At 68.7% G+C, this 14,166-nt stretch carries 14 protein-coding genes and 2 tRNA genes; 7 read left to right on the top strand and 9 right to left on the bottom strand.

All coding sequences use genetic code 11. The features are described 5' to 3' along the window. Positions 1-150 precede the first annotated feature (150 nt). A complete protein-coding gene (locus FL344_RS11630; RefSeq protein ID WP_141618559.1) occupies positions 151-2,208 on the top strand; it encodes a TonB family protein in 2,058 nt (685 codons plus the stop codon). Between the two features lie 39 nt (positions 2,209-2,247). On the opposite strand, the gene FL344_RS11625 is transcribed toward FL344_RS11630, so the two are convergent. The 4 genes from FL344_RS11625 to FL344_RS11610 are packed head-to-tail and all read right to left on the bottom strand — an operon-like array spanning position 2,248 to position 5,363. Next, entirely contained in the window at positions 2,248-2,967 is a 720-nt protein-coding gene (locus FL344_RS11625) for an HAD family phosphatase (RefSeq protein WP_141618558.1), read from the bottom strand. A 10-nt stretch (positions 2,968-2,977) separates the two neighbouring features. Continuing rightward, on the bottom strand, positions 2,978-3,967 hold the full coding sequence (locus tag FL344_RS11620) for a myxosortase-dependent metalloprotease, MXAN_2677/MXAN_2678 family (RefSeq protein ID WP_141618557.1): 990 nt from the start codon (positions 3,965-3,967) through the stop codon (positions 2,978-2,980). Continuing rightward, positions 3,925-4,812, bottom strand: coding sequence for a myxosortase-dependent metalloprotease, MXAN_2677/MXAN_2678 family (locus FL344_RS11615; RefSeq protein WP_141618556.1), 888 nt, complete (start codon positions 4,810-4,812; stop codon positions 3,925-3,927). The genes FL344_RS11620 and FL344_RS11615 overlap by 43 nt, the downstream gene beginning before the upstream one ends. After that, entirely contained in the window at positions 4,809-5,363 is a 555-nt protein-coding gene (locus FL344_RS11610; RefSeq protein ID WP_141618555.1) for a hypothetical protein, read from the bottom strand. The genes FL344_RS11615 and FL344_RS11610 overlap by 4 nt, the downstream gene beginning before the upstream one ends. Positions 5,364-5,450: 87 nt before the next feature. Between FL344_RS11610 and gltX the strand changes: the two genes are divergently transcribed. From gltX to FL344_RS11590, 4 genes are all read left to right on the top strand, one after another. After that, a complete protein-coding gene (gltX, locus tag FL344_RS11605; RefSeq protein WP_141589068.1) occupies positions 5,451-6,890 on the top strand; it encodes a glutamate--tRNA ligase in 1,440 nt (479 codons plus the stop codon). Between the two features lie 58 nt (positions 6,891-6,948). After that, complete coding sequence (locus tag FL344_RS11600) at positions 6,949-7,356, top strand: hypothetical protein (protein WP_141589069.1); 408 nt, start codon at positions 6,949-6,951, stop codon at positions 7,354-7,356. Positions 7,357-7,425: 69 nt separating this feature from the next. After that, positions 7,426-7,496 (top strand) — tRNA-Gln (locus FL344_RS11595). A 129-nt stretch (positions 7,497-7,625) separates the two neighbouring features. After that, positions 7,626-7,697, top strand: a tRNA-Glu gene (locus tag FL344_RS11590). Positions 7,698-7,842: 145 nt separating this feature from the next. Here the strand turns inward: FL344_RS11590 and FL344_RS11585 are convergent. Beyond that, on the bottom strand, positions 7,843-8,832 hold the full coding sequence (locus FL344_RS11585; RefSeq protein WP_141589070.1) for a response regulator: 990 nt from the start codon (positions 8,830-8,832) through the stop codon (positions 7,843-7,845). Between the two features lie 51 nt (positions 8,833-8,883). On the opposite strand from FL344_RS11585, the gene FL344_RS11580 reads away from it, so the two are divergent. Continuing rightward, a complete protein-coding gene (locus FL344_RS11580; RefSeq protein WP_141618554.1) occupies positions 8,884-9,468 on the top strand; it encodes a hypothetical protein in 585 nt (194 codons plus the stop codon). Here FL344_RS11580 and FL344_RS11575 read toward each other — a convergent pair. Together FL344_RS11575 and FL344_RS11570 are read right to left on the bottom strand one after the other, a co-directional pair. After that, positions 9,440-10,597, bottom strand: coding sequence for a sensor histidine kinase (locus tag FL344_RS11575; RefSeq protein ID WP_141589072.1), 1,158 nt, complete (start codon positions 10,595-10,597; stop codon positions 9,440-9,442). The two genes, FL344_RS11580 and FL344_RS11575, sit on opposite strands and share 29 nt — an antisense overlap. 166 nt (positions 10,598-10,763) lie before the next feature. Further along, positions 10,764-11,048, bottom strand: a complete 285-nt coding sequence (locus FL344_RS11570; RefSeq protein ID WP_141618553.1) for a DUF2795 domain-containing protein — start codon at positions 11,046-11,048, stop codon at positions 10,764-10,766. Between the two features lie 183 nt (positions 11,049-11,231). Here FL344_RS11570 and FL344_RS11565 point away from each other — a divergent pair, with 183 nt between their 5' ends. Further along, positions 11,232-11,480, top strand: a complete 249-nt coding sequence (locus tag FL344_RS11565; protein ID WP_141618552.1) for a hypothetical protein — start codon at positions 11,232-11,234, stop codon at positions 11,478-11,480. Positions 11,481-11,554: 74 nt separating this feature from the next. On the opposite strand, the gene FL344_RS11560 is transcribed toward FL344_RS11565, so the two are convergent. Beyond that, positions 11,555-13,138 (bottom strand): pyruvate dehydrogenase complex dihydrolipoamide acetyltransferase, encoded by a 1,584-nt coding sequence (locus tag FL344_RS11560; protein ID WP_141618551.1) that lies wholly within the window; start codon positions 13,136-13,138, stop codon positions 11,555-11,557. A gap of 6 nt (positions 13,139-13,144) precedes the next feature. Further along, entirely contained in the window at positions 13,145-14,131 is a 987-nt protein-coding gene (locus FL344_RS11555; RefSeq protein WP_141589074.1) for a pyruvate dehydrogenase complex E1 component subunit beta, read from the bottom strand. Between the last annotated feature and the right edge of the window lie 35 nt (positions 14,132-14,166).

Here is a 14,166-nt window from a genome sequence, read left to right as displayed (position 1 = left end):
TCACACGATCGGCGAGTGATGGCGGCAACGGAAGGCATCAGACGTGCTGGATCGGACAGCCCGCTGGTGCGTAGCGCTCGGCAGGTATGGTTTGATGAAGTGCGGCGACACTTCTGGAGAACCGATGTTGCTTGCAGTCTGGGGCTACGAATGATCAAGGGCGACTCGCCGAATCCCGAGGCACCCACTGGAACGGGCACGGATCCTCTCATCGGGCGGAATCTGAACGGCCGCTTCAGCATCCTGGAACCGTTGGGCATCGGGGGCATGGGCAAGGTCTACCGGGCCCTGCAGGCGCCGCTCGAGCGCGTGGTGGCGCTCAAGGTACTCAACCCCAGCTTCCCCAGCAGCCGGGACCCTGGCTTCCAGAAGCGCTTCCTGCGCGAGGCGTCGCTGACGTCCAAGCTGCGCCATCCCAACACCGTCACCGTCATCGACTACGGGCAGACGGACGACGGCATCTTCTACATCGCCATGGAGTACCTGGACGGCCGGACGCTGGCCCAGGTGCTGGGGCAGGTCGGCCCGCTGGCGTGGTCTCGCGCCATCGCCATCACCCAGCAGATCTGCCGCTCGCTGCGCGAGGCGCACAGCCAGGGCATCATCCACCGCGACCTGAAGCCGGCCAACATCATGCTCCTCAACGAGCAGGATCAGGACCTGGTCAAGGTGCTGGACTTCGGCCTGGTGAAGTCGGTGGCGGCGCCCCAGGAGGGGCAGCTCTCTCCTGAAATCACCCAGAACGGCACGTTCCTGGGCTCGCCGCAGTACATGGCGCCCGAGCAGGCGCGCAACGCCACCGACGCACGCAGCGACGTGTACTCGCTGGGCATCGTGCTCTTCCAGATGCTGATGGGGCGTCCGCCGTTCATCGCGCGCGACCACATCGAGCTCATCTTCGCCCACTACAAGGAAGCCCCACCCACCTTCCAGCAGGTACGGCCGGACCTCCACATCCCGCCGGAAATCGAGGCGGTGGTCCGCCGCTGCCTGGAGAAGGACCCGGCGCGGCGCTACCAGACGATGGACGAGTTGCTGGAGGGCCTGCGCGAAGCGAGCATGGCCGCGGGCGGCAACAGCGGCATCTTCAAGCGGCCCGGCGGCGCGACGACGACGGGCCCCTACCCGTCCCCCGCGCTGTTCTCCAACGTGGGCAACAACACCGAATCCGGCGACACGCTGGCGGTGGACATCAGCGTGGAGGTGCCCCGGGACGTCAAGCGCGCCCGGCAGCGCACGCTGCTCACGGGTGGCGTGGGGGGCCTCGTGTTGGCGGGCCTCATCGCGGGCGGCGCGGTGTTCTTCATGTCGAACAAGGATGCGGCACCACCGGCCTCTGCGCCCCAGGCAGAGGCCCCGGCGCCTGTCGCCGCCGCACCCGCCGCGGAGCCGGCCGCCGAACCCGCTGCCGCCGTGAACACGGGCAAGGTCCGCTTCAAGCTGATGAGCCAGCCCTCCGGCGCCCGCGTCTTCTACCGGGGCAAGGAGCGAGGCGTCACGCCGTTCACCCTGGAGATTCCGTCGGGACAGGATGGCTCCGTCACGGTGGAGCTGACCTTCGCGATGGAGGGCTACCAGATGGAGACCGTCGTCACGGGCGGTACCGGCGAGGTGGTGCTGTCGCAGAAGCTGCAGAAGCGCCGGGGCGGCGCGGGCGGCAGCCGGCACGTCGAGGTGGCCTCCGTGAGCGCGGATGAGACGGCGGAGGAAGTCGAGCCGGTGGCCACGCCGGGCGGCATGTCCGCGCCGGTGATGCTCGCCCCCACGGCCTCGCCCGCCACGGAGCTCCCTGTCGCGGCGGCCGTCGGTGGCGCCACGGCCGCGGCAGCCGACGCGGCTCCGGCCAAGGGCTCGGCGACCGGGCTCGCGCTGCCGGTCCTCCCCACCGCGGCGGTGGCCTCCGCGCGGGGCGACGTGCTCCCCTACAACGAGGACATGCCTCGCCCGGAGATGGTGGACCAGGGCAAGGACATCATCTACACGCGCGAAGCGATGGCCGCGAAGTCGAGCGGCGTGATGATTGTCCGCTGCACCATCACCCAGAAGGGCCGCGTGGAGAAGTGCCGGACCATCAAGTCCGTGGCCCACATGGAGCGCGCGGTGCTCGATGCCCTCACGTCCCGGACCTACAAGCCCATCGTCTACAAGGGCTACCCGGTGAACGTGGACTACACCTTCAGCATGCGCCTGGTGGCACCGCGCCGCTGAGGATGCATCCCTGACCGCCCCCGCCGGCCCCAGCGCGCATCAGGGTCCGGTGGAGGGCACCACGGGAGGCGCGGGAGGAACGGCCGGCACATCCCCGCCGGGCGGCACGCCCCAGTCCACCACCGGCCAGCCCCGCTTCCGGGCGTGGCGCCGCAGCCGGTGGTCCGGGTGGACGGCCACGGGCCGCCCCACCACCTCCATCACCGACAGGTCCGAATACGAATCGGTGTAGAAGGCGCATGCCGACAGTGCCACGCCCGCCTCGCGCACATAGGCCTCGGCACAGACGCGCTTGCCCTCGCCGAAGCAGATGGTGCCCAGGGCGCGTCCGGTGTGGAGGCCCGCGCCATCGACCTCGAAGCGGTTGCACAGCACCGCGTCCAGTCCCAGCTCCCGCGCCACCAGCTCCGACAGGTAGCCCGTGGACGACGTCAGCAGGACGAGCCGCTCCCCGGCACGCCGGTGCGCGTCCAGCACGGCCCAGGCCCCGGGCCGATAGAGCGGCCGCACCTGCTCCGCGTAGAACACGGCCGTGCGCTCCTGGAGCGGCTGCGCGGGCGTACCGGCGAGCTGGGCAATCGCGCGTGCGACGGCGTCCTGCATGGACACGAAGCCCAGGTGGTAACGCGCAATCCAGAGGCTGGCGCGCAGCGCCTGGAAGCGGGAGATGTGCCCCAGCTCGAGCTCGCGGCGAATCCACAGCGAGCCCGAGTTGGCGGCGATGAGCGTCTTGTCGAGGTCAAAGAATGCGACGGCCACGCCAGGACCTCTAATCCCGCCGGAGGGTCGCCGCAGCGCGGACCGCACGCCGCCGCACACGCGCCAGGACGAGCGCGGCGAGCCCCAGCCCCAGCGCCACCGGTCCCGGCGCCGCCGCGCAGCCGCTTCCCCGGCCGTCCGCCTTCAAGGCAAACCCCGCGCCCTCCCGCACGAAGCATTGAGTGGGCGGCAGGTGACGCGGGTAGATGTCACAGAACCCGGCGGCCGACCCCGAGTCGATGACGCGCTTGCGCGTTTCCCCCGGCGGCGCGGTGGCCTCCATGGTGGTGCCCGGGACGAAGACATGGTCCAGCCCCACCACGTGGCCAATCTCGTGCGTCATGGTGTTCTGGATGTCCGTGGCCACGCAGTCCACCGAGGGCTCGCCTTCACACACCGGTGAGTCCACCGTGGTGAAGAGGAAGCCGTAGCCCTGTGCCGGCTGGGACGCGTTCAGCTCGATGTCCGAGTCCAACACCCGCCCGTCCCGATAGGAGAACGTGGACGTGGTGAGGCCAATGGTCCCAGGCGGATGCTCCCAGCACTGGTAGACGTTGCCGCACGTCTCTTCGGTCCAGCACGCATCATCCGCCGGAGCAACCTCGTGGCACGACGTCTCCCGGAACGTGATGATGTTGTAGTTGTCCCGGGGACGCGTCTCGTCGTAGCCCACGGCGATGGGCGCTCGCCAGTCCTCGCCCCGGGTGAACCGGTAGTCGCTGCACCCGTCGGAGATGTTCCGCCACGAGTCGAAGGACGCCTCGATGGCCGCCACCTCGGAGTCTCCAGGCGTGCGCGCGCTGCCCGCCGCATCCAGGTGGTAGACATACTCACGCACCGGCCACACCAGGCACAGCGGGTGCCTGGGCACCACGGTGCGGCGGTAGGACGGCTCCTCCTCCATCTGCGCTTGAGCGGAGGTGGCCAGGCACGCGGCCGCGAGCGCCAGCGCCTTCCTCACTGGACCGCCTCCTCGCGACGGCGGCGGCGCGCCAGCCACAGCGACCAGACGGCCACCAGCGACAGCGCCCCACCCGGCCCCGCCGCGGAGCAGCCTCCAGCCTTGGGCCCCAGTTCGATGGACGTCACCGGGTGGAGACACGACTGGCTGGCCTGCCCCTGGGGGTAGGCGTCACAGACGAAGCCGCGCGAGCCCGAGTCCACCACGCGCTTGGACACCTCTCCCGGCGGCGCGCTGGGATTCATGGTGGAGCCGGTGGCGCGCGTGTGGTCCAGACCGATGAGGTGGCCGACCTCGTGCGTGGCGGTGTTCTGCACGTCGGTGGCCACGCACTGGGTCGTCACCGGCGGGAAGCACGTGCCGCCGTTCGCCGTCGTGAAGGAGAAGCGCGCCGCGTTGAAGGAGATGTCCGAGTCGTAGATGATGCCCGAGCGCTCGTCGTACGTGGTGAGAGTGATGGCGATGGTGTTGTCGTCGTCATCCCAGCAGTCATGCGTGTTGGCACACGTGTCGTCGGCCCAGCACGCATCGCTCGTTGGCACCACGGAGTTGCAGTCCCGGGTCCGGAACAGCACCAGGTTGGTATTGGTTCCCTGGCGCCGGTAGCCCACTTGGCGTTCATCCACGCGCGGGCCTTCCACCAACGTGAGGTTGCCGCACTCGGCGAAGATGTTCTGCCAGCTCTGGAAGGAGGCGCGAATCGCGTCGAACTCGGAGTCGCCCGCGGTGTCCGGGTTGCCGTAGGTGCTCTGGTTCCAGACGACGCGATTGGACGTCCAGTAGAGGCACTGCGTGCCCGTGTCACCCGCATCGACACGGCTGCGGACGTAGGGGTCCACCTGGCCCAGGCTCAGGGCCAGCATCAGGGGCGCGAGCGGCATCACGGCGTCTGCTCCCCAAGGGCTTCACGGATGGCGGCCTTCAGCTCCGCAAGCGTCATGGACTGGAGCGCGGACGCGGCCGGCTTTCGGGTGACGGGGTCCAACAGCTGCGACTCGGTGGGCTCCGGGACGGCCAGCGCCGTCTTTCCCTCACGCTTCACCTGGAACTTGCCCTGCGCCATGTCGGAGACGCGGAAGGCACGGGGGCCGCGCTTCTGCAGGAAGACCACCACCTCCTCGCCCGGCGTGAAGGACGCCAGGCCGTGCACCACCTGGCCAATGTCCCCCATGCGGCCCCCGGGCTGGGTGACGAGCACCGTGCTCCCAGGCTGGCCCTTGAGCGACTCCGTCACCTGGATTTCGACGTCGGTGAGGATGCGCATCTTGTCGCCGCTCCAGCGGCTCTCCACGCGCCGGACGACACCGTGGACCACGGTGTCCGCGCCTACCGCGAGCCCGGACAGGTACACGCGGAGCTGGGTGGTGGCGGTCGCGGGCACGCCCACCAGGAGGACAGCCAGGAGCAACGTGCGAACTACCTGACGAATCGACATACGAGTTCTCCCTGGCCATCCAACTTACTCCAGGAATGCCCCTCCGCGTTGACCCTCCATCCTCGCCCTGCTAATCCGCGCGCCCGTATGCCTCCTGCCCTTCGCGTCCGCTTCGCTCCCTCGCCTACCGGTTACCTTCACATTGGCGGTGCCCGTACGGCGCTGATGAATTTTCTCCAGGCGCGGCGCCAGGGCGGCACCTTCGTCCTTCGCATGGAGGACACGGACCAGGGCCGCTCCACCCCGGAGTCGGTGCAGGCCATCCTGGACGGACTGAACTGGCTGGGCATCGACTGGGATGAGGGCCCCGGTAAGGAAGGCCCCTACGCCCCCTACTTCCAGATGCAGCGGCTGGACACCTACCGCAAGCACGCCGACCAGCTCATCGCCGAGGGCAAGGCCTACCGGTGCTACTGCACGAAGGAGGAGCTCGACGCGCAGCGGCAGGTGGCGGAGAAGGCGGGCGGCGCGTTCAAGTACCCGGGCACCTGCCGCGAGCGGACCGAGCCCCCCGCCGGCCGCAACGCCGCGGACGCCGTCATCCGCTTCAAGATGCCCGCGGGCGACGGTTCCGTGTCCTTCACCGACAAGGCGCTGGGCACCATCACCAAGACGCACAGCGACCTGGATGACTGGGTCATGATGCGGGCGGACGGCATCCCCGTGTACAACTTCGGGTGTGTCATTGATGACCACCTGATGGACATCACCCTGGTCGCGCGCGGCCAGGAGCACGTCAACTCCACCTTCCCGCAGCTCATGCTGTACCAGGCGCTGGGGTGGACGCCGCCCGACTTCGCCCACCTGCCGCTCATCCTGGGCCCGGACCGCGAGAAGCTGTCCAAGCGCAAGCACCCGGAAGCGGACGTGATGGTGCACAAGCGCAACGGCGTCATGCCGGAGGCGCTGCTCAACTTCATCATCCGCCTGGGCTGGAGCCACGGCAACGACGAGGTCATCAGCCGCGAGCAGATGCTCGAGTGGTTCGACTTCAGCGACGTGGGCACCACCTCCGGCGTGTGGAACCCGGAGAAGCTGCTGTGGCTCAACCAGCAGTGGATGAAGCAGCTGCCGGTGGAGACCGTGGTGGAGCGGCTGCTCCCCTTCCTGGAGGCGAAGGGCATCCAGGCAAAGGGCGACCCGCGGCTGGAGACGCTGGTGCGCACGCTGCGCGAGCGCTCCAACACCCTGGAAGACATCGCCACCACCGCGGCCAACGTCTACTTCCGCTCCGGCATCACCCTGGACGAGAAGGCCGCCACCAAGCACCTCTCCGGAGAGTCCCTCAACCTGCTGCGCAAGGTGCGCGAGACGCTCGCCGCGCTGCCGGAGTGGTCGGTGGAGGCGCTGGACGGCGTGGTGAAGCAGGTGAGCGAGGCCTCCAGCGTCGGCATGGGCAAGGTGGCGCAGCCCATCCGCGTGGCACTCACCGGCAACACCACCAGCCCGGGCATCGGCGAGACGCTGGTGCTGGTAGGCCGCGACGAATCCCTGCTGCGCATCGACGCGGCGCTGACGCGCGGTTGAGCCATCAGGCGCAGGTAGCGGTGGACGTCAGCAGCGCAGGCCCCTATCTTTCGGACCCATGATGCGTGCCCTTGACAGCCTGAAACGTGGTTTCTATAAGGCGCGCCCGCTCGGAGCGGCGCTGGTGGCGCTCTGGGCGGTTTCAGCGGGCGCCGAAGTCGTCAATGGCGCTCAGTTGCCGGATGGGTCCAAGCGGGTCGGTGAGAATCGCTACCGGTCGCCCAGGGATTTCGATGGCACGCTGGAGTACTACCGCGCGGTCTACTCGACGAGCGGTTACCCTCGCCGGCAGATCGTGAACCAGCCGGGCGTCAAGGCGGTTCACATCAGCAACCCCTCGGGGAAGAACTTCGCGGGGCTGAACATTTACGAGGCGAACGACGAAGTTCGCATCTACATCGTCCCGACCCAGCAGGCAGCCAGGCCCGCCAAGAAGCCGGAGACGACGAAGAGCAGGAAGAAGTAAACGTCGCACCGAAGTTGTTGCAGTCCCGAAGTGGTATTGGTAGAGAAGCGCCGCGGTCGAGCAGGTCCTTGGGGAATCGTCTAACGGCAGGACAGCAGACTCTGACTCTGCTTATCTAGGTTCGAATCCTAGTTCCCCAGCTCGTAGTCCCGCAGTTGCAGTGCTCGTTGGTCCGAAGCAACCTGAGCAGGACGAAACAAAAGGGTTGACGAGGGCAGACGAAAAAAGGTAGAAATCGCGGGCAGTTAGCAGCGGTTGAAGCAAGTATCGGCCCTGTCGTCTAGCGGTTAGGACGGAGCCCTCTCACGGCTCAAACTCGGGTTCGAATCCCGGCAGGGTCACACTGAGACGCCCACCTTCTGAAAAGAAGGTGGGCGTTTCGCTTTGCGGGCCAGTTGCTGGCGGCGCGAGATGGCGCTCCGCGGGGCCCGGCGCCTCTTTCGAGGCGCGGCCCGCGCGTTCCTGCTCACGATTCTGCGGGGTACTTCAGGGCAACGGCGCGGCGATGCTCTGCCGGAAGGCGGCGAGCGCCGCGGCGAGCCGATCTTGCGCCCGCTGCACGCCCCGGCGCAGCAGCAACATGCGCACCTTCTCCGGCAGCGCGACAGCGCCCTGGCTGGTGCCGAAGCCCACCAGGTCCATGCGCAGCGTAATCGCCTCCAGCAAATCCCCCAGGTCTGCCTGGGGACTGGCGAGCAGCAGCACGTCGGGCGGCCTGCGCTGGAGGCGCTCGGCCAGCGTGCGCCACTGAGGGTCGCCCGTCTCCACGATGACGACGTCCACGCGCTCCAGTTCGGGGGCGTAGGGCGGCAGCTCCACCGCCTCGAAGCCAGCGTCCTGAAGAACGGTGACGGTATTCGCGCTGCCCACGACAGCCACGCGGCCATTGAGGCCCAGGCGGACCGCTTCCTCGTAGGCTCGCAGCTCCGCCTCCAGGGCTTCGTAGGCGAGCTCCGGCGCGTCCTGTCCGGAGGCCAGGAGGGCCGCGGCCTCGCGGGCCACTTCCCGGGCCTGCTCCCGCACGAGCAGGCCCGCCGTCCGGCGCTCCAGTGCCGCGCGCACCTTGGCGCGCAGCACCCGCAGGTCGTCAAAAGGCTTGAGGATGTAGTCACTGGCGCCCGCGGCGAAGGCGGCGACGACGCTTTCGGAGCTGGCGTAGCCGGTAATCATCACCGCTTCCAGGGACGGCTGGAGACGGCGCGCCTCGGCGATGAGCTCCACGCCGCCCATGCCGGGCAGGTTCTTGTCCGTCACCAGGACGTCGAAGCGCTGCTCGGCCAGCAGCGGGAGGGCTTCCTCCGCGCTCGCGGCCAGCGTCACCACCAGGTCGGCATCTCGCTCCAGAAGGCGGGCGCAGATATCCAGCACGACGGGCTCGTCATCCACCACCAGCACCGTCGAGGCGAGCGTCCCCCCTTCCCCTCCTTCACCCTCACCGGTTTCGAACGGGAACTCCATGGCCGCGGAGATTCGCACAGCTCACTTCCAACTACGAAGCCCGCATTTGAGGCCCGCTATGCTGAAGGTGTGGCGAGCTTTCAAGACGCATTGCAGGACAACCGGGTCCCCGGGCGGCTGGGCGACGTGCGCCTGCGTTATGACGGCGGCCGGCTGGTGGGCGAATCCCTACCGCCGCCCTGGGAGCGGCGTGCCCTGCCTGGACTGCTCATCGGCGTAGGACTGGGGTGCGCGGTGGGCGCCGCCGTCCTGGTGGGCGTCCGGGACGGAACGACGGCGGCCTTCGCCCTGGGCCTGCTCGCGGCGGCCCTGGTGGGTCTGTCCCTCAAGTTGGAGTCCCGGCTGGGCCGCAGGCGCTTCGTCCTGCACTTCCGCACCGAGTCCTTGCGGTTGGAGCAACTGGCCTGGTCACCGGGGGCGACTCGCGCGGCGGTGGTGCCCTTCGACGCGGTGCGGGCCGTCCACATGGTGGAGCGCCCCGGTCCCCGTTACGCGCTGGTGGTGGAGTACGCGCCAGAGAATGCGGAGGGCCCGCTGCGCCGCGCGGTGTTGGTGGAGGCCATCCGCGCCTCCGAGACGCAGACGCTGCACCGCGTGTGGCGCATGCTCAGCAACGCCTTCGGGCTCAGGGGAGCGGGGCTCGCCGGAGGGTGATTTCGATTTCGGTGCCCTCCCCTGGCGTGGAGGACAACCGGAGGCTGCCGCCGAACTGCGTGACGAGCTCCCGGCAGATGGACAGGCCCAGTCCGGTTCCCACGCCCACGGGCTTGGTGGTGAACATGGGCTGGAAGACGCGCTCCTGCAGCTCCATGGAAATGCCGCAGCCGTTGTCCGCCACCGTGAGCACCACGTCCTCGGGAGTCGTCGTCCACCGGACCTCGATGCGCCCGGGACGACCCGTGGTGCCCATGGCCTGCGCCGCGTTGACGATGAGGTTGAGCAGCACCTGGCACAGCTTCACCGGGCCGAAGGTGACGCGCACGGGCTCGCCGTTGCTCGTCAGCCGCGCCCGCTCCCGCACCTCGGCGCGCGCCAGCTTCACTGCGAAGGACACCACTTCCGCGACGTCCGCCGTGGCCTCCAGGTCCTCACCGCGGGCCTGGGCTCGCAGCCCCAGCGCCACCTGCCGCAGGTGCTCGGCGCCGTCCGCCAGGTCCTTGATGAGGGCGGGCAGGTCCTCCACCGTCTCCGCCACGGCGGCGTCGGGGTCCGTCTGCAGGTGCCGCGACACGTACTGGATGACGCTGCCCAGGTCGCGCTGCAGCGACGCCACGTTCTGCGACAGGTAGCCCACCGGCCCCATCAGCTCGTGCGCGATGCCCGCCGTCACCTGTCCCAGGGTGGCCAGACGCTCGGACTTCATCATGCGCCCTTCCACCTCGCGGATGCGCAGCTCCAGCCGGGCAATCTTGAGCGCGTCATCGAGTGCGGCCTGGAGCTCCGTCCGGTCCCACGGCTTGACGAAGTAGCGCGTCACCTGGCCGCGGTTGACGGCGTCGATGACGGCCTGCATGTCCGCGTAGGCCGTGACGAGCATGCGCTTGGCGTCCGGAGCAATCGTGCGCGCCCGCTCCAGCAGTTCCACGCCCGTCATGCCCGGCATCCGCTGGTCGGAGAGGATGACGCCAATCTCGCCCCTGCGCTGCTCCAGGAGCGCCAACGCCTCGCTGGGCGAGGAGCTGCGGAAGATGCGAAAGCGCTGCCCGAAGTTCGCGTCGAAGACCCGGAGGTTCAGCGCGTCATCGTCGACGTAGAGGACCGCGGGGAGTTCAGACGGGTTCATGACGCTCCTCCTGGCCAGCGTCCCATGAAGGGGGCCAGGCTGGTAGGGCCTAGGATAGCGCCTCACCCCCTTCGCGATCTGCTGGGTACCGCGCGCACCACCAGGATAGGGCAAACGCCTGACGCGTCGCGCCTGCCGGAGACGCCCTCTCCGTCCAGGGGTCGTGTCAGCGCGAAGAAGCCGACTGTTGCGGAACCGTGGCCTCCAGGTCGCCTTCCAGCGCCCGGGCCACCGCGTCCACGGAGCCGAAGCTGGCCCGGGGAAGCGAACCCAGGAGCGAGAGCACCAGGGCCGGGGCCTCGTTCTCACGGGCCACCCAGGTCAACTGCTGCGCGGACAGCGGAAAGACGGCGCCGTCGAGCGCCTTGTGCAGTGATTCCGCCAGCGGCAGCGGCGGGCCTACGCGCGACTCCAACTCCGACACACCCTGGGCAAGCCGTTCGCGTGTCATGTCGTCGTTCATTGGAAGCAAGTTAAGCAGCGAACGCCCACGGCCGCCGACCTTTTTTCGCGCTCGTGGAGCAGGCAGGGGGACGGGCTGTGCAAGCCGCTTGTGGGTGGTCAGCGCGCGGCACACGTCCCACCGTTACCGCCACGAAGTGTGCCGGATGGCACCTGATGGGGAGGACACACCATGGCGGACAACAAGGGTAAATCCGAGGAGACGAAGCACAACGCAGCCGGAGACAACGGCTATGCGGAGCGCATCGAGCATGTGGAGGGCACGCACCCAGAGCCCTGGCCCGGCATCCGCGGTCGCTCGGACGATGAGGAGAATGAGCTGCCGACCGGAACGTCACGCGAGCGCCAGGCAAGCGTGACGCAGACTCAGCGCAAGCTGGAGCAGGAGGCGCACGGCCGCAAGGAGCCGACGCGCGAGTAACAAGGGTCCATCCGGGCCCTGCCCCGCCCTCGCGCGCCCCAGGACGGGCACGCGGAGCGGGGCAACCGGACGGCCTAGAACAGCAGCCGCGTGGGGTGCTCGAGCAGCCCGCGCAGCTCGCGCAGGAACTCGGCGCCAATGGCACCGTCGATGACGCGGTGATCGCACGACAGCGTCGCCGTCATCATCTTCCGGACCGCCAGCTGACCATCGCGCACCACCGCCTTCTCGGAGACGGCACCCACCGCGAGGATGGAGGCCTGCGGCGGGTTGATGACGGCGACGAACTGGTCGATGCCGTACATGCCCAGGTTGCTGACGGTGATGGAGCCGCCGGTGTACTCCTCCGGCTTGAGGGCACGCTTGCGAGCGCGCTCGGCCAGCTCACGCACGCCCGACGCGATGGCCTGCAGGCCCTTCTGGTCCGCATCCCGGAGGATGGGCGTGATGAGGCCTTCCTCCAGCGCCACCGCGATGCCCACGTCCACACTGTGGAACTGGACGACCTTGTCGCCCTGCAGCGAGACGTTGATCTTCGGGTAGCGGCGCACCGCCATGGCCACGGCCTTCACGATGAGGTCGTTGACGGAGACCTTGAGGTCCATCGCCTTCGCCTCTTCGCGCACCTTCGACGCCGCCTCCATGTCCACCTCGATGGTGAGGTAGAAGTGAGGCACGCCGGGCTTCACCTCCGTCATCCGCTGCGCGATGACCTTGCGCATGGACGTGAGGGGGAGCACGGTCGGCTCGGGACGCACGCCCAGAGCAGGCTGCGCGGCCGGGGCCTTCTTCGCGGCAGGAACCGCCGCCGGTCCACGCGCGAGCGCCTCCTCGATGTCGCGCTTCACCACGCGGCCAGACGGACCGGAGCCACTCACCTGGGTGAGGTCCAGACCCTTCTCGCGCGCGATTCTCTTCGCCACGGGGCTGGCGCGGAGACGCCGGCCACCCACCTGGACCGGAGCCGCCGCGGGCTTCGCCGCCGCCGGCTTCTCCGGAGCCGGAGCAGGCGCCTGGGGCTTCGCCGCTGGAGCAGCCGGGGCCGCCTTGGCGCCCTTCACGGTGAGGTACGCGATGGGCGCACCCACCTTCGCCATCTGGTTCTCTCCGACGACGATCTCCGCCAGGGTGCCGTTGTCGTAGGCCTCGATTTCGAGGTTGGACTTGTCCGTCTCCACCTCGGCCACGGCATCGCCAGAGGACACCTTGTCCCCCTGCTTCTTGAGCCACTTGACGATCTTCCCCTCCGTCATCGTCGGGGACAGGCTCGGCATCTGGATGGCGATGCGGTTGTCGCCGCCGCCCGACGGTGCGGGCTTCGCGGCGGCCTGCGGCGCGGGGGCCGCGGGCGCCGGCTGGGGCTTCTGCTCAGGAGGCGCGGCGGCGGGCGCGGCCTGCTTGCCGGCCCACACCTTCTCACCCTTCGCACCGATATAGGCGATGGGCGCGCCCACCTTGGCCATCTCGCCCTCGCCGACGAGCACCTGCAGCAGGTACCCGTCGTCGTAGGCCTCGATTTCGAGGTTGGACTTGTCCGTCTCCACCTCGGCCACGGCATCGCCGGAGGACACCTTGTCCCCTTGCTTCTTGAGCCACTTGACGATCTTCCCCTCCGTCATCGTCGGGGACAGGCTCGGCATCTGGATGGGAATGGCCATACGCGTTCAAGCTCCCTCGCGGTACAGCACCTTCTTCACCGCGGCGATGATCTTCGGTGCGTCCGGCTGGGTCGCGTTCTCCAGGTTCGCTGCATAGGACATGTTGACGTCCAGGCCCGTGACGCGCTCCACCGGCGCGTCCAGGTCGTCGAACGCCTTCGACTGGATGATATCCACCACGGACGCGCCCACGCCGGCGAGCGCCCAGCCCTCCTCCACGATGACGGCGCGGTTCGTCTTGCGCACGCTCGCCAGGATGGCCTCCTCATCCAGGGGCCGCAGCGTGCGCAGGTCCAGGACCTCCGCGCTGATGCCCTCCTTCGCCAACTCCTCGGCCGCCTGCATGCAGAAGTAATACATGCGGCTCCAGGTGATGATGGTGACGTCGGAGCCCTCGCGCTTCACGTCCGCCTTGCCGAGCGGCACGACGTGCTCGCCTTCCGGCACCTCACCCTTGATGGCGTAGAGCCGCTCGCCCTCGAACATGAGCACCGGGTTCTCGTCCCGGATGGCAGCCTTGAGCATGCCCTTGGCATCCGCGGGCGTGGCGGGCGCAATCACCTTCAGGCCCGGGAAGTGCGCGTAGTTGGCCTCCAGCGCCTGGCTGTGCTGGCTGGACAACCGGCCGCCAGCGCCGCCCGGACCGCGGAACACGATGGGGCAGCGCAGCTGGCCACCGGACATGTGCCGCAGCTTGGCCGCGTTGTTGACGATCTGGTCCATCGCGAGAATCGCGAAGTTCCAGGTCATCATCTCCACCACGGGGCGCAAGCCGACCATGGCCGCGCCCACGCTCAGGCCGGTGAAGCCCAGCTCGGCGATGGGCGCGTCGATGATGCGCGCGCTCCCGAACTTGTCCAGCAGTCCCTGCGACACCTTGAAGGCGCCGTTGTAACGGCCCACTTCCTCGCCAATCAGATAGACGTTGGCGTCGCGTTCCATTTCCTCGGCGAGCGCTTGGTTCAGCGCCTCGCGGTACATCAACTCGGGCATCGTCGGCTCCGACTCGAACTCGAAAAAGGGTTGGT

The sequence above is a fragment of the Myxococcus sp. AB036A genome (assembly GCF_006547355.1).
In the GTDB taxonomy this organism is placed as follows: Bacteria; Myxococcota; Myxococcia; order Myxococcales; family Myxococcaceae; genus Myxococcus; species Myxococcus virescens.
The sequence above is the reverse complement of the archived record's forward strand: the minus strand, read 5'-3'. Positions and strand labels throughout refer to the sequence as shown.